Consider the following 16,153-nt stretch of genomic DNA (forward strand, 5'->3'; position numbering starts at 1 on the left):
CCGATACCCCCTAATTTTCAGGGGTCAGCGTGCCCTTTTTGGACTGCTCCCGCCTTTCGATCCACCGGAAGGCGGGATTTCTCCCAAAGGCGGGGAGACCACGATCATCCCTGCCTGTCCCGGATCAGCCGGTGGACGAATTCCAGCTTGCCCACCACCACCGTCGTCAGGATGAAGGGGTAGAGGTCCGGCACGCCCATCGAGCGATGGAGACTGTTGAGCGCCACGCTGAAAGGGACCCAGGCCGAAACGAGCTGTCCGGCGCTCCAGGCGGAATAGGGATTGAAAGCGACTTCGACCGCCAGTTCCTCATGCTGCTGCGGCTCGATCGACATGCCGTAGGACCGGGCGGTCTCCAGCGTATCGACGATATGGAGGTAGTGCGCGAAAGTCTCGGCGAAATCTTCCCAGGGATGGGTGCTCGCATAGGTGCTGATGAAGAATTCCTGCCAGTCCGGCAGCGGCCCCTGTTCGTAGTTCCGCCGCAGCGCCCCGGCATAGTCCAGGCTTTCGTCGCCGAAGACCGAGCGGAACTCGTCCAGCCTTCCGCCGTCGCGCACGAGCTTGTCCCACATGTAATGGCCGATCTCGTGGCGGAAGTGGCCAAGCATGGTGCGATAGGGCTCGTTCATCAAGGCGCGCACCTGCTCGCGGGTGGCGTCGTCGGCCTCGGCCGCGCGGATCGCGATCAACCCGTCCTCGTGGCCCGTCATGGCGGGCACGACGGTGCCGTCCTCCTTCACCTCGTCCACCAGGAAATCGAAGACGAGACCGCCTTCCGGGTCTTCCTCCCGGTTGGTGCGGGGCAGGTTCCAGCACAGCAGCGAGTAGAAGAGATGCCGCTGTGCCTGGCTGATGCGGCGCCACTGGTTCAGGCCGGCTTCGGTCGATGCATCCGGGACGAGCCGGTTGTGCCTGCATGCCGGGCAGAATGGATGCGGATCGTCGGCAAGCACGGTCCAGTTGCAGACGTCCATCGCGGCGTTGGCGCAGAGGCGGACCCTGTGAGCCGGCTCCGCGACAAGGTGCCAGGTGCCCTCCCCCTCGTCTTCCACCAGGGCATGCATGGCCAGCATCTCCGGCACGAAGGCGAGCCGGTAGCCGCAATTGACACAGGAACGGTTGTCGAAATGAATGGTCTGGCCGCAATGGTCGCATTCGTAGAGGCGCATGGAAGGGGTCCGTCGAAAACCTGGGTGCAGACATGGAAAACCTGTCCCGGCGACACCGGAACAGGTTCGGGAATCCAGGAACAGGAGGCCTCTACATGCGGTCCACCACGCGCTTGGCGGCGTCCTTGAGCTTGCCCTTGGCCTGCTGGGCATGGCCCTTGGCTTCCTGGCCGGCGCCTTTCGCCTTGAGCTTCGGGTTGTCGGTCATTTTCCCGGCGGCCTGCTTGGCCTTGCCAGCCATTTCATTGGCCTTGCCGGCCATCCTGTCGGTGGTGCTGCCCATGATGATTCTCCTCGTTTTACCGACGTTTCACCGTCTTGCAGGAAGAGAATGCGCACCCGCCGATTTCGTTCCGGATAGCCGGGACCGCGGCCCCCGCCCGAAGGATCAGGCGTGGCCGGCCTCGCTCGACAGCATTTCCGGGCTGACGCCCAGCAGCGCCAGGGCCCGTTCGTACTTGCCTTCCAGCGCGCGGTCGAAGATCAGCTCTTCGTTTGCCGGGCAGGTCAGCCAGCCGTTGCTGGAAATCTCCGTTTCGAGCTGGCCCGGCCCCCAGCCGGCATAACCCAGCAGCATGGTGGCGCGCGCCGGTCCCCGCCCGGCGCAGATGGCGCGAACGATGTCGAGCGTCGCGGTCAGGGAGATTTCGTCGCTGACCGGAATGGAAGACTCGCTGACGAAATCGTCCGAATGCAGCACGAAGCCCCTGCCGGTCTCGACCGGCCCGCCGGAGAGAATGGGAAAGTCCCGGGTGGGGCCGGGCAGCATGATCGCCTCGGCCTTGTCCATGAGCTTCAGGTGCAGGAGAACCTCGGTAAAGGAAATGGGCTGCGAACGGTTGATGATGAAGCCCATGGCGCCTGCGGTGGAATGGGCGCAGATGTAGACGACCGCCCGCGCGAAGTTGCTGTCCTGCATGCCGGGCATGGCGATCAGGAACTGGCCGTCCAGGAAACCCCGTTCGCACTTGTCCGTCAGGGTCGAGAAAACCATTACGCCTCCAGCCTGCCTTCCCGCCGGGATCGAGGGCGGGAGAGGCTTAGATCCACCATAAGAGCAAGATGGGGCACACGGCCCGATCAATCAACCGAAAATGATCGGCTTTTAGCGGCAGACGGCTGGTCCGCGCGATTCTGATCGGTTAAATGGCTGGCCGATGACGATAATTTCGGTCCGCAACTTTTCGATCCGCGCGCCAGCCGCGCTCGCCGCCTGCTTCATCGCCGGCGCAGTGCTCGGGGCTGCGACCCCGTCCCGCGCGGAGACCACGCCCTGGGCCGCCAACGAGGGCGGTCGCATGCGGATCGTGGCGATGCCGCCGGAGCCCGACGGAACGGTGCGCGGTGCGCTGCAGATCGAGCCCAAGCCGGGCTGGATCACCTACTGGAAGGAACCGGGCGACGCCGGCATTCCGCCGCAAGTGGTGTTTTCGAAGGAAAGCCGGGTTACGCTCAACCGCGTTTCCTATCCCGTGCCGAAGCGGATCGACAACGGCAAGCTGCGCGACATCGGCTACGACCAGCCGGTGGCGCTGCCCTTCGAGCTGAAGGTCCAGGACCCGGGCAGACCCCTGACGCTTGGAGCTTCCGCCTTCGTCGGTCTCTGTCGCAATATCTGCATTCCCTTCCAGGCGGAATTCTCGCTGGCGCTCGCACCGGCCAGGGGCACGCCCGTCGAGGAGGCGATGATCATCAACCAGGCCGCAGCGAAACTGCCGGAAGCGCCCTCGGACGATTTCGCCGTCACCCGCTATGCGATGACGCAAGGCCGCGGCATGCTGAACCTGACGCTGAAGCTTCCGGAAACGACCGTCGAGCCGCCGCAGGTCATCGTGACCGGGCCGCAGGGGCATGTGCTCATCGACGGCCTCAACGGCCGGCGGGACGGCGAAGGCTATTCCCTCGACATGCCGGTCGGCAAGCTGCCCAAGGACTACGACATCAAGGGCAAGCGCTGGAGCATCCTGGTGATCGCCGGCAATCGCGCCATGGAAACATCCCTCGCCTTTGACTGATCCGGGTCGATGAATGGCCGTCCTCTTCTTGCCTAATGTCAAGTCCGCACTATAGTGCGCGGCGACTGGCGGGCCGGAGGTGCGAGCCCGCTCAACCGAGGAGAACTCCCATGACCATTGCCGTCGGCGACAGACTGCCCTCAGCCAAATTCAAGGAAAAGACCGCAGACGGACCGGTGGAGACTTCCACCGAGCAGCTTTTCACCGGCAGGAAAGTCGTCCTCTTCGCCGTTCCGGGCGCATTCACGCCCACCTGCACGCTGAACCATCTGCCGGGTTATCTCGAAAACCGGGACGCGATCCTCGCCAAGGGCGTCGATGACATCGCCGTCCTCGCCGTCAACGACTGGCATGTGATGGGCGCATGGGGACAGCAGACCGGCGGCCTCGGCAAGATCCATTTCCTCGCCGACTGGGACGGCGCTTTCACCAGGGCGCTCGGCCTCCACGTCGATCTTTCCGCCGGCGGGCTTGGCGTCCGCTCCAAGCGCTATTCCATGCTCGTCGAGGACGGCGTCGTAAAGTCGCTCAATATCGAGGAAAGTCCGGGCCAGGCCACTGTTTCCGGCGCTGCCGCAATGCTGGAGCAGCTCTGAGCATCCGCTCTTTTCTCAAATAAAGGGGCACCGGAAGGCGCCCTTTCTTTTTCGCAGGAAGCGCCGGCCTACACTGCCATGTCGAAGACCATGAGGCCCGACAATCCGCCATCGGCCGATCCCACGATGCGCTCGCCCACGGCGATATGCTCCGGATGGACGAGATAGGCGTCACGCGCCTCCGGGCTTTCGAAGGTTACGATGAAACCGTCGAGAAACCCGCCGTTCAGTCCCTCCGGTGAGACGTTCGGGCCGGATTTGACATCGAGGATGCCGGGCGTCACATTCTTCAATGCAGCGATCGCATCATAGATCGCCTGTTTGTCCGCTTGCTGAAGCGCCGCCTTGAACCGGACGAAGACACAATGCAGGATCATGGGCGGATCTCCCCAAGTTTGATTTTCGGGCAGAATAGTGGCAAAGCCGGCAAGCGCAACCGGCCTCAGCCGATTTCCAGAAGAAGTGCGCGATGGTCGGAAACTTCCGGTTCCGCGACCACGTCGAACCGCTCGACCTTCACATCGGGCGTGACCAGGAGATAATCCGCATAGCGGCCCCCTTTCGGATACCAGGAGGTCCGGGTGTCGGCAAAGCCGCGCGTCGTGACGAGATCGGTGAGCTCCAATCTACCGAGGATCGGGAATGTCTCGCTGCCCGGCAGCAGGTTCAGGTCGCCGCAGACGACGAGCCCCTCGCCTCTGCGCCAGATCTTTTCGACAAGCCCGACCAGCGCATGCGCCTGGGCAAGCCGCGCCGGCGTATCCCCTTTGCCGGCAAGGTCCCGCAGCCCGTGCATCTGCACGATCGTAACCGCGGAGCCGACATCATGGCGAAAAATGCGAATGCCGTGGGCATTGCGCGGACGCGGATGGGCGCCGAAGCCGGAGACCGGAAAATCGCCATGGATGAAGTCCTGCACCTGGCCGATCACCGGGAAGCCCTGCCGCACGAAAGTCGCGAGCCCCCATTCGGACGCGACCTCCCGATCACCGTCATAAAGCGGGCCGCTCGCGGCGGGCGCGAAAAAGGCGCGGTGCTCCGGCAGGATGGCCGTCACGTCCTCCAGCAGGCTGGCGCGCTGCGGCAGTTCGAAATCGCCTTCGCGAAAGGTGAGCCAGCCGCCGTCATGCCCCGCGACATGGGTGACCTCCTGCAGGCAGAGCACGTCCGCCTCAACTTCCCCGAGATACCGCATCAGCGGTTCATGAACCCGGCCGCCCCAGGCATTGAGGGAAACGATCCTCAGCGCCATCGGTCAGCGCTCCGCAGAAACCATGAGGATCATCGGCCGGTCCATTTCCTCGGCGAGGCCGGGATTTGCGGCAATCTGCTCCGCCGTCGGCCGCCACTCCAGGACGCGGCGGATGGCAAAGCCGCCGTCGATCAAGGCATTCAGCGTCGTGCCGATGGTGCGGTGATATTTGACCACCCCCTTGGCGAGCCAGTCGGTCGTGCGCCGGCCCTCCTCCGAATAGTGATCCACCGGCCAGAAGCGCCGGCCGGTCTCATCGCTCTGCCAGCCCGGACTGGCCGAGGCCATGTAGATCGGATGCTCGATGGTGAAGACGAATTTTCCGCCGGGAACCAGCGCCGCATGGACCTGCCGCGCCAGCCTGGCGAAATCCTCCAGATAGTGGAAGGCGATCGAACTGTAGGCGAGATCGAAAGCGGCCTTCGGCAGCTCCATCCGCTCCAGATCGGAAATCTCGTAGGCGATGGCCGGATGTGCGTTCTCCATCCGCGCCCGGGCGATCATCTTCTCGGAAAGGTCGAACCCCAGCACGGAACCCGCCCCTTCGCCCGCGGCAAAACGGGAGAACCAGCCGAAGCCGCATCCGAGGTCGACGACCTTCAGGCCCTTCATATCCGGCAGAAGGCCACGGATCGCCGGCCACTCCGCAGCACCGTCCAGGCCATGCACGGAGCGTCCGAGCTGGCTGTATCCCTCGAAGAAATCCGGCGTGTCGTAGATGTTCTGGGCCATCGCTTCCTCCTCCCGCCCGGTTTCCCTACTTCTTCTTGAACGGCGCCATGCCGAGCCGCGCGAGTTCGTCCGCCCGCTCGTTTTCCGGATGGCCGGCATGGCCCTTGATCCAGTGCAGCGTCACCCTGTGCCTGTTGCGCGCTTCCTCAAGCTGCTGCCAGAGCTCGGCATTCTTGACCGGCTTGTTGTCGGCGGTCTTCCAGCCTTTCTTCTTCCAGCCGAAAATCCACTTGGAAATGCCGTCCTTCACATAGGCGCTGTCGGTATAGAGGTCCACCTCGCAAGGCTGTTTCAGCGCATTCAGCGCCTGGATCGCCGCCATCAGCTCCATGCGGTTGTTGGTCGTATCCGGCTCACCGCCGAACATTTCCTTTTCCGTATCGCCATAACGCAGGATGGCGCCCCAGCCGCCGGGGCCGGGATTGCCGGAGCAGGCACCGTCCGTAAAAACATCGACGTGCTTCATGCCGCGAGCCCGTATTCGGCGGCCGACGAAATCTGCCGATGGAAACGCAGCTTGCGGAGATATTCAAGCGGGTCCTTCTTGACCACCAGCGCGCCGGCCGGCGTCGTCAGCCAATCGTAAAGCCTGGTCAGGAAGAAGCGCAGGGCCGAACCGCGGGAGAGAACCGGAAGGGCGGCGATCTCTTCCGCCAGAAGCGGCCGCACGCTCTGATATCCTTCCAGCATCGCCATGCCCTTGGTCAGATTGTAGGAATGGTCCTTCTCGAAGCACCAGGCGTTCAGGCAGATGGAGACGTCGTAGGCGAGAAGGTCGTTGCAGGCGAAATAGAAGTCGATCAGGCCGGAAAGCTCGTCGCCCAGAAAGAAGACATTATCCTGGAAGAGATCGGCATGGATGACGCCGGCCGGCAAGTTCTTCGGCCATCGGGTTCCGAGGAAATCCAGTTCCGAGGAAATCTCGTCCTGCAGGCCCTTTTCCACCTCGTCGGCGCGGTCGGCGGATTTCGCCCACAGCACCTTCCAGCCTTCGAGCGACAGGGCGTTCGGCCGCGCCAGCGGAAAACCTTCGCCGGCGATGTGCATCTGCGCCAGCGCCCTGCCCACTTCGCGGCAATGCTTCGCCTCGGGCTTCCTCAGCCACATGCCTTCGAGGAAGGAGATCAGCGCCGCCGGACGGCCGGACAGTTCGCCGAGCAACCGGCCGTCGCGGCGCGGCAGGGGCAGCGGGCAGGAAAGCCCGCGGGCCGAAAGATGCTGCATCAGGCCGAGGAAGAACGGCAGGTCCGCCTTTTCCACCCGCTTCTCGTAAAGCGTCAGGATCAGCGGATCGCGGGTCGTATGCAGAAGGAAATTTGAGTTTTCGACGCCTTCGGCAATGCCCTTGTAGGAGGTCAGGTCCCCGACGTCGTATTCTGTCAGGAAACGCTTGAGGTCGTCTTCGGTGATGTCGGTATAAACGGCCAAGGCGGTCTCACAGTCCGTGGAAGAGCAGAATCGTTTGAGAGGAATTGTACCCCCCTCTGCCCTGCCGGACATCTCCCCCACAAGGGGGGAGATTACAAAAGGCATGCTCTTCCCACCAAACTCCCCAGTTGCCGAACTTCACCGTTGTTGGTTTTGGGAAGTTGGCGCGTCTTGCCGATCTCCCCGCCCGTGGGGGAGATGTCCGGCAGGGCAGAGGGGGGCTTGCCTGGACACACCCTTTCACATCCGCACTCCGTTTACCCAGGCCATGTCCTCATGGGTCAGCGGCACGCCGCGCAGCTCGCGGTTGACCAGAAAATTCTCGGTCTCCTCCGCGGTGATCGCGAGCTCGATCCCGGCATCGAAACGTTCCTTGAAGGCTGCGATGATCTCGTCGACGATGACTTCCGGCGCGGAAGCGCCAGCCGACAGGCCGAGCGTGCGGATATCGCCGATCTCGTCCCAGTTCAGCTCGGAGGCCCGCTGCACCAGCATGGAACGCATGGAACCGGCGCGCAGCGCCACCTCGACCAGTCGCTTGGAATTCGACGAATTCGGCGCACCGACGACGATGAAGAGATCGCAACCGGGAGCGGCCTGCTTCACCGCTTCCTGACGGTTGGTCGTGGCATAACAGATGGAATCCGCCGCCGGCGCCTGCAGGTTCGGAAAGCGCTCCGTAAGCCTTGCGATCACGCCCGCCGTGTCGTCGACAGAAAGCGTCGTCTGGGTGACGTAACCGAGGTTGTCCGCATCGGCGGGCTCGTAGGCGTCGGCATCCTCGATCGTCTCGACCAGGGAAACCGAGCCCGGCGGAAGCTGTCCCATCGTGCCGATGACTTCCGGGTGGCCGGCATGGCCGATCAGCACGACATGGCGGCCGAGGCGCTGGTGGCGCATCGCCTGCTTGTGGACCTTGGAGACCAGCGGGCAGGTCGCGTCGAGATAGAAGAGATTGCGGGCCTGCGCATCTTCCGGCACCGATTTCGGCACGCCATGGGCGGAGAAGACGACCGGCTGCTGGCGATGCTCGGCGGGGATTTCATCGAGTTCCTCGACGAAGATCGCCCCCTTGGCTTCCAGCCCTTCCACCACATAACGGTTATGAACGATCTCGTGGCGGACATAGACCGGAGCGCCATAGGCCTTCAGCGCCAGCACGACGATCTGGATCGCCCGGTCGACCCCGGCGCAGAAGCCGCGCGGACCACAAAGGCGGATCGTCAGCGGGTGCTTTTTCACCTGAATGTTCATTTCCAGTCCACGGCGTTTGCTTCAGCATCGGCCCGCAAACCGGGAGGAGTTCCGGAAGGCGCGATGCGCGGTCTCAACGGGTTGGAGCGTCCTTGATGGGTTCGTTCGGACGGCCGGCGCTCCAGGCTCCATATAGGCGAGCAAGTCCGGCAGAGCCAAGGAAAATGTTTCCTATTGTCCGGCGGAAGCGGAACGCCCGCGCCGAAGCCACACGCCGGCAACCACCGCCGCCAGCGCCGCCGCGAGCCCGTACCATGTGACCGCATATTGGAGATGGTTGTTCGGCAGGTCGAACTGCGTCACGCCGCCTTTCGGCCAGCCGCCGGGATTGTCAACCGAGGCGTCCGCATCCACGAAGAACGGCAGGACCCTCAACGGATCGAGCCCGCTGGTCGAGACCATGGCATCAAGATCCTTCCAGTAGAAGATATTCTTCGCCAGGTCGTTTTCCGGCACGATCAGCGACGGTTTTTGCGAGAGCCGTGCGCGGGCGTAACCCGTCACCACCTGCTCGCCCGCCACCTCGCCGGCCGGGCGCGTTGCCGGCTCCTTCATTTCATAAGGAACGAAACCACGGTTGAGGAACAGGATGCGCCCGTCGGAAAGCGTCATCGGGGTGTAGATGTAAAAGCCCGTCCGTCCCTCGAAAGTCGCGAAGAAATGCCGCTCATGCGCATGATCGAACGTGCCCCTGACGGAGACCCGGCGATATTCGATGTCGCCGCCCGACCTCACGATCTCTTCGATCTTCGACAGGTCCACGGGTGCGGCTGCCCGGCGTTCGGCGATGTCGGCGAGCAGGCTTTCCTTCCACGCCAGCCGTTCGACCTGCCAGGTGCCAAGCGAGAGCAGAATGGCAAACGCCAGGACAACGCCCACGGCCGTGGCAATCACCCTACCGCGGCTGCGGGCGGAGCTTGCGGCCGGTGCGGCACCGGAAGAGGCTTTGATCGCCATCGAGATACAGTCCTTTAAAAGCAGAAGGGCGGCTTTCGCCGCCCTTCCCGAATTGATACGGCTCCGGCTGTCCTTCGCCTGCGCTCCGGGCGTTCGTCTTTCGGGATGAACCACCGGATCGTCCCGTCGACCGCGCTGACCGGCCCTCGCCGGCTGCGATCGACCCGACGATCGACCGCTCCGCTTCGCGGGCCGCCGCTTAGCCGTGGGAGAGCGGTGCGCCCCAGCCGCCCCAGATATAGATCGAGAAGAACAGGAACAGCCAGACCACGTCGACGAAGTGCCAGTACCACGCCGCCGCCTCGAAGCCGAAATGCTTGGTGGGGGTGAAACCACCGTTCAGGGCGCGCAGCAGGCAGACAGCCAGGAAGATCGTGCCAATCAGGACGTGGAAGCCGTGGAAGCCGGTCGCCATGAAGAAGGTCGCGCCATAGATCGAGTTCGAGAACGCGAACGGCGCGTGAATGTACTCGTAGGCCTGGACGCAGGAGAACAGGATGCCGAGCGCGACGGTGAGCGCCAGACCGCTCACCAGACCCTTCCGGTCGCCGTGCAGCAGCGCATGGTGGGCCCAGGTCACGCAGGTGCCGGAAAGCAGCAGGATGACGGTGTTGTAGAGCGGCAGATGCCAGGGATCGAGCACCTCGATGCCCTTCGGAGGCCACTGGCCACCGACAGCCTCGACGCGAGCCGCCTGGATCGCCTCGCCCGGGAACAGGCTGGCATCGAAGAACGCCCAGAACCAGGCCACGAAGAACATCACCTCGGAGGCGATGAACATGATCATGCCATAGCGCAGGTGCAGCGACACGACCCGGGTGTGAGCGCCCGAATTGCCTTCCTTGATCGTATCCGACCACCAGCCGATCATCGTGTAGAGAATGATCGCGAGGCCGATGAAGAAAAGCCACGGAGTGGCAAGGTTCAGGCCGAAAATCTTGAACTCGCTGCCGTGCAGGTAGCGCATGTAGCCGACGCCGCCGAAGGTAAGGACGAAGGCGCCCAGCGACGCCAGGATCGGCCACGGGCTCGGATCGATGATGTGGTAGTCGTGATGTTTCTGATGCGCATCGGCCATGTCAGAATCCCCGGATGAATGTCTGTTTCGCCGGAAAACCGGCGAACCCTCTCTAAAGTTTCTTGTCCACTGCCTTCTGGCCTTCCGGCAGAGCGGCGACCGGCTTGGCCGGCTCGCTCGGATAGAAGGTGTAGGACAGAGTGATCGTCTTGATGTTCCTGGTCTCTTCCGCCTTGGTGATCGCCGGATCGACAAAGAACACCACCGGCATGTTCACCGACTGGCCGGGCTGCAGCGTCTGCTCGGTGAAGCAGAAGCACTCGACCTTGTTGAAATAGGCGCCCGCTTCCATCGGCGTCACGTTGAAGACCGCGCTCCCGGTGGTCGCCTTTTGCGAGCGGTTGGTCGCCGTATATTCGATCTGCAAGGTTTCGCCGATCTTCGGAGTGACCGCCTTCGCCGGCTTGAATTCCCAGTTCAGCCCCGGCGAGATGTTCGCATCGAACGTGACCTGGATGGTCCTGTCGAGAATCTTGTCGGAATACTGCTCCACCCGCTGCGTCGTGCCGTTATAGCCTGTCACCTGGCAGAACAACCGGTAGAGCGGCACGGCGGCATAGGCCATGCCGACCATGCCCGCGACGAAAACGACGCAGCCGGCGAAGATCGCACCGTTGCTGACCCGTTTTGCCTGACCGTTCTGAACGACATTCGCCATCGCTTCGCCCTAGCCCCCAAGATTGCCGATTTTCACCAGCGTCATGATGTAGAAAAGGATCACCAGGCCGGCGAGAACCAGACCGAGTGCGATATTGCGATTGCGGCGCGACTTTTTCTGCGCGTCGCTGAGCCTGACTGTCTCGATCACAGCACACCTCCAAGGAGGTTCGGCAGCCCTTCGAACAACCGGTCCACAAGCAGGGCCGAAAAGATGGCGAAGAGGTAGAAGATCGAATAGGCGAACATCTTCTTCGCCGGCACCATTTTCTCGTCGCCGTCTGGCATGTGCCGGACGGCGATGGAACAGCAGATGAAGATCGCGCCGAGCGCTGCGGCAAACAGGCCGTAGCCCAGACCGGCAAGACCGGTCAATGCCGGAGCGACCGCCGTCGCCGCCGTGAGGACGGCATAGGCGACGATCTGGTTCTTGGTGGATGCCTCGCCCGCGACATTCGGCATCATCGGCACGCCGACCGAACCGTAATCGCGCATCTTGAAGAGCGCGAGAGCCCAGAAATGCGCCGGGGTCCACAGGAAGATGATCAGGAAGAGCAGGATGCTGTCGAGCGAGACGCCGCCCGTCACGCAGGCCCAGCCGATCATCGGCGGAAAGGCGCCGGAAGCGCCGCCGATGACGATGTTCTGCGGCGTCGAGCGCTTCAGCCACATCGTGTAGACGACGGCGTAGAAGAAGATGGTGAAGGCGAGCAGGCCGGCGGCGAACCAGTTGACCGCAAGGCCGAGAATGGCGACCGAAAAGACCGACAGCGTCAGCCCGAACGCAAGCGCTTCCTGCGGCAGGATGCGGCCGGCCGGGATGGGGCGCCTGGCGGTGCGGCTCATGACGGCATCGATATCGGCGTCATACCACATGTTGAGCGCGCCGGACGCCCCCGCGCCGACGGCGATGCAGAGGATGGAGATGACAGCGAGCACCGGATTGATATGACCGGGCGCGAGGACCAGACCGGCGAAGGCGGTGAAGACTACGAGGGACATGACCCGCGGCTTCAGAAGCTCGAAGAAATCGCGCGCACCCGCTTCCGAGAGGCGCGTGCCTCCATCGGTGCCGAGAGCGTCGTGATTATCGATAACCGTCATTGAACCTTCCCGACTACAACGCCATGCGCCAATCCGGGCGCGCGAAGGACGCTGTATTTCTTCAGTCTGCGCATCGTAACCTTCCGGAATCCGTTCCGGTTCCAGGCCGATGCACCGCATTTCAGGGCATCGCGCATCCGCGATGCCCCTTCTTGAAATCGACCGCTCAGCGGATGCGCGGCAGCTGCTCCCACTGGTGGTAGGGCGGCGGCGAGGAAAGCTGCCACTCCAGCGTCGTCGCGCCTTCGCCCCACGGGTTGTTGCCGGCAACGCGCTTCCTGGCGAAGGCTTCCCATACGCCGAAGAGGAAGATCAGCACGCCCACGAACGAGATGTAGGAGCCGATCGAGGAAACGTAGTTCCAGCCGGCAAAGGCATCCGGATAGTCGATGTAGCGGCGCGGCATGCCGGCAAGCCCGAGGAAATGCTGCGGGAAGAACACGAGGTTCACGCCGATGAACATGACCCAGAAATGCAGGTTGCCGATCTTCTGGCTGTACATGTAGCCGAACATCTTCGGGAACCAGTAGTACCAGGCCGCGAAGATGGCGAAGACCGCGCCGAGCGACAGGACGTAGTGGAAGTGAGCCACGACGTAATAGGTGTCATGCAGCGAGCGGTCGAGGCCGGCATTGGCGAGCTGGACGCCCGTGACACCGCCGACGGTGAACAGGAAGATGAAGCCGATCGCCCAGATCATCGGGGTCGAGAAGGTCAGCGAACCGCCCCACATCGTCGCGATCCAGGAGAAGATCTTGATGCCGGTCGGAACCGCGATGACCATCGTCGCGAAGACGAAGTAGCGCTGCGCATCGAGCGACAGGCCGACCGTATACATGTGGTGGGCCCAGACGATGAAGCCCACGGCGCCGATCGCCACCATGGCATAGGCCATGCCGAGATAACCGAAGACCGGCTTCCTGGAGAAGGTGGAGACGATGTGGCTGATGATGCCGAAGCCGGGCAGGATCAGGATGTAGACTTCCGGGTGACCGAAGAACCAGAACAGGTGCTGGTAGAGGATCGGGTCGCCGCCGCCTTCCGGCGCGAAGAAGGTCGTGCCGAAGTTGCGGTCGGTGAGCAGCATGGTGATGCCGCCCGCCAGGACCGGCAGCGACAGCAGGAGCAGGAAGGCGGTGACCAGGACGGCCCAGGCGAAAAGCGGCATCTTGTGCAGCGTCATGCCCGGAGCGCGCATATTGAGGATCGTGGTGATGAAGTTGATCGCACCGAGGATCGAGGACGCGCCGGCGATATGCAGCGAGAAGATCGCCAGGTCGACGGCCGGTCCCGGATTGCCCGCGGTCGCAAGCGGCGGGTACATGGTCCAGCCGCCGCCGACACCGTAGGCGCCTGCCGGGCCTTCGACGAACATCGACAGGATCAGGAGCAGGAAGGCCGGCACGATCAGCCAGAAGGAGATGTTGTTGAGGCGGGGGAAAGCCATGTCCGGCGCGCCGATCATGATCGGCACCATCCAGTTGGCGAAACCGCCGATCATCGCCGGCATGACCATGAAGAAGATCATGATCAGCGCGTGCGCGGTGGTGAACATGTTGAACATCTGCTTGCCGCCGTCGATCGCGGCATCGCCTTCGAAGCCGTAGACCATCGAGGCCAGGCCGTGGAAGATCTGGATGCCCGGCTCCTGCAGCTCCATGCGCATGGCGACGGAGAGAAGGCCGCCGATGATGCCCGCGATGATCGCGAAGATCAGATAGAGCGTGCCGATGTCCTTGTGGTTCGTCGAGAAGAACCAGCGGGCGGCGAAGCCCGGCGTATGCGAATGATGATCGTCGTGAGCGTGCGCATCGTGAGAGGTGCGAGCGTGAGCGTGATCGTCGTGAGCGGATGCCATTGTCCTCACTCCTCCTGATTACTTGGATTCGTTGGCTGCGACGGCGAAATTGCCGGCAGGCTTGTCGACCGCGGCCATCAGGGCCTTGTTCGCGCCCGGCAGATCGGTCGCGGCCTGCGCAAGCCACGTCTTGTACCTGTCTTCGGAGACGACGCGGATGGCGATCGGCATGAAGGCATGGTCCTTGCCGCACAGCTCGGAACACTGGCCGTAATAAAGGCCTTCCTTCTCGGCCTTGAACCACGTCTCGTTCAGACGGCCCGGAACGGCATCGATCTTCACGCCGAAGGCCGGCATCGCGAAGGCATGGATGACATCCGACGGCGCGGCGGTCACGAGCAGGCGAACCGTCTTGTCGACCGGAACGACCATTTCATTGTCGACGGCGAGCAGGCGCGGATAAGCGGCCACATCGGTCTTGCCGGCCGCGGCCCGGTCCTGCTCCTTCAACATGAAGCTGTCGAAGGCGACGGGGCTCTGCGTTCCTTCATATTCATAATTCCACTGCCACTGGGTGGCGGTGGCCTTCACCGTCATGTCCGCCTCAGGAAGCTGGAGCTGGGCGTTCAGGAGATTGAAGGAGGGAATGGCGAGGAAGAAGAGGATGAGAACCGGGCCGAGCGTCCAGACGATCTCGATGAGCGTGTTGTGGCTGGTGCGCGACGGCTCCGGATTGGCGCCGGCGCGGAACTTGACCGCGACAACGAGGAGCAGGACCAGAACCAGAAGCGTGATCGGCACGATGAACCAGAGTGTATAATGCTCGAACCACCTGATCTGGTGCATGATCGGCGTGGCGGGCGCCTGAAGATCAAACTGCCACGGATGCGGCTGGTCCGCATAACCGGCAGAAGAAAAGAGCAGACAGATGAGCGCCGTCATCACTGCAAAAGCTCTGTTCATCACTGTAATTCTCCCCATGCGTTTGATCTGGAACAAACCGAACGCAGAATCCAAGCTATATACGGTCTGCTTCAATCACAGTTTGCCTGCCGCCGCAATATCTGGCGGGAAAAGCCCGTGCGGCATTTTTGCGCCTCGCGGGGACCTTGGATCTATGGCAAGGTTACGGATTGCCCTCGGCTGAACGAACAGGCCTTTCCACCTCCCCAGGCGCGCCATTTTCAGGATCTTTTCGCCCGGGATGGCTTCGCTCTTCGAATCGGCACCCCCTTCACGACCGAATCAGCAGGCGGTCGCCACGACCGGCAGGTCCCATTTTCGCCGTACTCGACTGAAAAGAGGGCGGGGCTTTTCATTTCGCCCGGCGAACGACAAGAATAGCCGCACTGATTCGACTTTCTGAGGTTTCCATGGGTCGTCCCTCCCTGATCCGCGCCAGTCTTGCCGTGATGCTTGCGGCCACCGTATCGCTCCCGGCATTCGCGCAACAGCCCGGGCCACGGCCAATGCCGCAGCCGGCCCAGAGCACGGCTCCGCCGGCACCGCAGCCGCCCAGGCCGGCGAATGGCCCGTCAGGCCAGCTGCCGGGAGCCCCGAAGCCCCAGCCTCCGGGCAACGTGCGCGAGAACCATGGCGCCTGGTCGATCATCTGCGACCGGCCGGCCGGAGCCTCCGCCGAGCAATGCGCGCTGATGCAGAACGTGATCGCCGAGGACAGGCCGGAAGTCGGCCTGTCCGTCGTGGTGCTGAAAACCGCCGACCGCAAGGCGAAGATCCTGCGCATCCTCGCTCCGCTCGGCGTGCTCCTGAAGGACGGCATGGAACTCTATGTCGACAACAACAATATCGGCCGCGCCTATTTCACCCGCTGCTTCTCGGAGGGCTGCTATGTGGAAGTGGAGATCGACGACGAGCTGATGCGCATCCTGCGCGCCGGCAAGAACGCCGTCTTCGCCCTGCGCGAATCCGCCGACCAGGACCGCGTCGGCATTCCGATCGAGCTCACCGGCTTCGGCGAAGGCTACGACGCGCTTCCCTGATCCCGACGGGACCTTCTTTCACGCGCCTCGCATAGCGCGCTTCGCCCTTCACGCGGCGGGGCACCGCCGGCGAGCGGGGAAAACTCCGCGCCGGCTCCGATGCGGCA

Annotated in this window: 19 protein-coding genes; 3 read left to right on the forward strand and 16 right to left on the reverse strand. The window is 63.1% G+C overall.

The window, feature by feature from the left end; genetic code table 11:
- Positions 1 to 104: 104 nt before the first annotated feature.
- The 3 genes from ACFFP0_RS15715 to ACFFP0_RS15725 form a co-directional block, all read right to left on the reverse strand.
- Positions 105 to 1,172 carry a zinc-binding metallopeptidase family protein gene (locus ACFFP0_RS15715; RefSeq protein ID WP_377262449.1) on the reverse strand — a complete coding sequence of 356 codons (1,068 nt, stop codon included), beginning with the start codon at positions 1,170 to 1,172 and terminating at the stop codon, positions 105 to 107.
- 91 nt (positions 1,173 to 1,263) lie between these two features.
- The gene (locus ACFFP0_RS15720; protein ID WP_377262451.1) at positions 1,264 to 1,455 is read right to left on the reverse strand and encodes a CsbD family protein; all 192 of its coding nucleotides are present in this window, start codon (positions 1,453 to 1,455) and stop codon (positions 1,264 to 1,266) included.
- Between the two features lie 105 nt (positions 1,456 to 1,560).
- On the reverse strand, positions 1,561 to 2,166 hold the full coding sequence (locus ACFFP0_RS15725; RefSeq protein ID WP_377262454.1) for a YqgE/AlgH family protein: 606 nt from the start codon (positions 2,164 to 2,166) through the stop codon (positions 1,561 to 1,563).
- A gap of 163 nt (positions 2,167 to 2,329) precedes the next feature.
- Here ACFFP0_RS15725 and ACFFP0_RS15730 point away from each other — a divergent pair, with 163 nt between their 5' ends.
- Positions 2,330 to 3,187, forward strand: a complete 858-nt coding sequence (locus ACFFP0_RS15730; protein ID WP_377262456.1) for a protein-disulfide reductase DsbD domain-containing protein — start codon at positions 2,330 to 2,332, stop codon at positions 3,185 to 3,187.
- A 110-nt stretch (positions 3,188 to 3,297) separates the two neighbouring features.
- Positions 3,298 to 3,783, forward strand: coding sequence for a peroxiredoxin (locus tag ACFFP0_RS15735; RefSeq protein ID WP_377262458.1), 486 nt, complete (start codon positions 3,298 to 3,300; stop codon positions 3,781 to 3,783).
- Positions 3,784 to 3,851: 68 nt separating this feature from the next.
- On the opposite strand, the gene ACFFP0_RS15740 is transcribed toward ACFFP0_RS15735, so the two are convergent.
- The 13 genes from ACFFP0_RS15740 to coxB form a co-directional block, all read right to left on the reverse strand.
- Positions 3,852 to 4,160: a Dabb family protein gene (locus tag ACFFP0_RS15740; protein ID WP_377262460.1), complete on the reverse strand. Its 309-nt coding sequence runs from the start codon at positions 4,158 to 4,160 to the stop codon at positions 3,852 to 3,854.
- A gap of 65 nt (positions 4,161 to 4,225) precedes the next feature.
- Positions 4,226 to 5,029 carry an endonuclease/exonuclease/phosphatase family protein gene (locus tag ACFFP0_RS15745; RefSeq protein ID WP_377262912.1) on the reverse strand — a complete coding sequence of 268 codons (804 nt, stop codon included), beginning with the start codon at positions 5,027 to 5,029 and terminating at the stop codon, positions 4,226 to 4,228.
- A 9-nt stretch (positions 5,030 to 5,038) separates the two neighbouring features.
- Positions 5,039 to 5,767, reverse strand: coding sequence for a class I SAM-dependent methyltransferase (locus ACFFP0_RS15750; protein ID WP_377262462.1), 729 nt, complete (start codon positions 5,765 to 5,767; stop codon positions 5,039 to 5,041).
- Between the two features lie 25 nt (positions 5,768 to 5,792).
- The gene (gene rnhA, locus ACFFP0_RS15755; RefSeq protein WP_377262465.1) at positions 5,793 to 6,233 is read right to left on the reverse strand and encodes a ribonuclease HI; all 441 of its coding nucleotides are present in this window, start codon (positions 6,231 to 6,233) and stop codon (positions 5,793 to 5,795) included.
- Positions 6,230 to 7,195: a homoserine kinase gene (locus ACFFP0_RS15760; RefSeq protein WP_377262467.1), complete on the reverse strand. Its 966-nt coding sequence runs from the start codon at positions 7,193 to 7,195 to the stop codon at positions 6,230 to 6,232. Before ACFFP0_RS15760 ends, rnhA begins: the two co-directional genes overlap by 4 nt.
- 240 nt (positions 7,196 to 7,435) lie before the next feature.
- Entirely contained in the window at positions 7,436 to 8,449 is a 1,014-nt protein-coding gene (gene ispH / locus ACFFP0_RS15765; RefSeq protein WP_377262469.1) for a 4-hydroxy-3-methylbut-2-enyl diphosphate reductase, read from the reverse strand.
- A gap of 171 nt (positions 8,450 to 8,620) precedes the next feature.
- Positions 8,621 to 9,406, reverse strand: coding sequence for an SURF1 family protein (locus ACFFP0_RS15770; RefSeq protein WP_377262471.1), 786 nt, complete (start codon positions 9,404 to 9,406; stop codon positions 8,621 to 8,623).
- Between the two features lie 199 nt (positions 9,407 to 9,605).
- Positions 9,606 to 10,484: a cytochrome c oxidase subunit 3 gene (locus ACFFP0_RS15775; protein ID WP_377262473.1), complete on the reverse strand. Its 879-nt coding sequence runs from the start codon at positions 10,482 to 10,484 to the stop codon at positions 9,606 to 9,608.
- Positions 10,485 to 10,536: 52 nt separating this feature from the next.
- Positions 10,537 to 11,142: a cytochrome c oxidase assembly protein gene (locus ACFFP0_RS15780; protein WP_377262475.1), complete on the reverse strand. Its 606-nt coding sequence runs from the start codon at positions 11,140 to 11,142 to the stop codon at positions 10,537 to 10,539.
- Positions 11,143 to 11,151: 9 nt separating this feature from the next.
- A complete protein-coding gene (locus tag ACFFP0_RS15785) occupies positions 11,152 to 11,289 on the reverse strand; it encodes a cytochrome c oxidase system small membrane protein (protein ID WP_512699793.1) in 138 nt (45 codons plus the stop codon).
- Positions 11,289 to 12,245: a heme o synthase gene (locus tag ACFFP0_RS15790; RefSeq protein WP_377262477.1), complete on the reverse strand. Its 957-nt coding sequence runs from the start codon at positions 12,243 to 12,245 to the stop codon at positions 11,289 to 11,291. The genes ACFFP0_RS15785 and ACFFP0_RS15790 overlap by 1 nt, the downstream gene beginning before the upstream one ends.
- 166 nt (positions 12,246 to 12,411) lie before the next feature.
- On the reverse strand, positions 12,412 to 14,103 hold the full coding sequence (gene ctaD, locus ACFFP0_RS15795; protein WP_377262479.1) for a cytochrome c oxidase subunit I: 1,692 nt from the start codon (positions 14,101 to 14,103) through the stop codon (positions 12,412 to 12,414).
- An 18-nt stretch (positions 14,104 to 14,121) separates the two neighbouring features.
- Positions 14,122 to 15,006 carry a cytochrome c oxidase subunit II gene (coxB, locus tag ACFFP0_RS15800; RefSeq protein ID WP_377262481.1) on the reverse strand — a complete coding sequence of 295 codons (885 nt, stop codon included), beginning with the start codon at positions 15,004 to 15,006 and terminating at the stop codon, positions 14,122 to 14,124.
- Between the two features lie 410 nt (positions 15,007 to 15,416).
- Between coxB and ACFFP0_RS15805 the strand changes: the two genes are divergently transcribed.
- Positions 15,417 to 16,046, forward strand: a complete 630-nt coding sequence (locus tag ACFFP0_RS15805) for an invasion associated locus B family protein (protein WP_377262483.1) — start codon at positions 15,417 to 15,419, stop codon at positions 16,044 to 16,046.
- The last annotated feature ends 107 nt before the right edge of the window (positions 16,047 to 16,153 follow it).

It is taken from the genome of Neorhizobium puerariae (assembly GCF_042429745.1).
Taxonomy (GTDB): domain Bacteria; phylum Pseudomonadota; class Alphaproteobacteria; order Rhizobiales; family Rhizobiaceae; genus Neorhizobium; species Neorhizobium puerariae.

Coding starts and splice junctions, on each gene's coding strand:
- ACFFP0_RS15775 (WP_377262473.1), bottom strand. CDS start 10,484: ATGGCCGATGCGCATCAGAAACATCACGACTACCACATCATCGATCCG.
- ACFFP0_RS15725 (WP_377262454.1), bottom strand. CDS start 2,166: ATGGTTTTCTCGACCCTGACGGACAAGTGCGAACGGGGTTTCCTGGAC.
- ACFFP0_RS15750 (WP_377262462.1), bottom strand. CDS start 5,767: ATGGCCCAGAACATCTACGACACGCCGGATTTCTTCGAGGGATACAGC.
- ispH (WP_377262469.1), bottom strand. CDS start 8,449: ATGAACATTCAGGTGAAAAAGCACCCGCTGACGATCCGCCTTTGTGGT.
- ACFFP0_RS15740 (WP_377262460.1), bottom strand. CDS start 4,160: ATGATCCTGCATTGTGTCTTCGTCCGGTTCAAGGCGGCGCTTCAGCAA.
- rnhA (WP_377262465.1), bottom strand. CDS start 6,233: ATGAAGCACGTCGATGTTTTTACGGACGGTGCCTGCTCCGGCAATCCC.
- ACFFP0_RS15720 (WP_377262451.1), bottom strand. CDS start 1,455: ATGGGCAGCACCACCGACAGGATGGCCGGCAAGGCCAATGAAATGGCT.
- ACFFP0_RS15805 (WP_377262483.1), top strand. CDS start 15,417: ATGGGTCGTCCCTCCCTGATCCGCGCCAGTCTTGCCGTGATGCTTGCG.
- ACFFP0_RS15735 (WP_377262458.1), top strand. CDS start 3,298: ATGACCATTGCCGTCGGCGACAGACTGCCCTCAGCCAAATTCAAGGAA.
- ACFFP0_RS15780 (WP_377262475.1), bottom strand. CDS start 11,142: ATGGCGAATGTCGTTCAGAACGGTCAGGCAAAACGGGTCAGCAACGGT.
- ACFFP0_RS15790 (WP_377262477.1), bottom strand. CDS start 12,245: ATGACGGTTATCGATAATCACGACGCTCTCGGCACCGATGGAGGCACG.
- coxB (WP_377262481.1), bottom strand. CDS start 15,006: ATGAACAGAGCTTTTGCAGTGATGACGGCGCTCATCTGTCTGCTCTTT.
- ACFFP0_RS15715 (WP_377262449.1), bottom strand. CDS start 1,172: ATGCGCCTCTACGAATGCGACCATTGCGGCCAGACCATTCATTTCGAC.
- ACFFP0_RS15730 (WP_377262456.1), top strand. CDS start 2,330: ATGACGATAATTTCGGTCCGCAACTTTTCGATCCGCGCGCCAGCCGCG.
- ACFFP0_RS15770 (WP_377262471.1), bottom strand. CDS start 9,406: ATGGCGATCAAAGCCTCTTCCGGTGCCGCACCGGCCGCAAGCTCCGCC.
- ctaD (WP_377262479.1), bottom strand. CDS start 14,103: ATGGCATCCGCTCACGACGATCACGCTCACGCTCGCACCTCTCACGAT.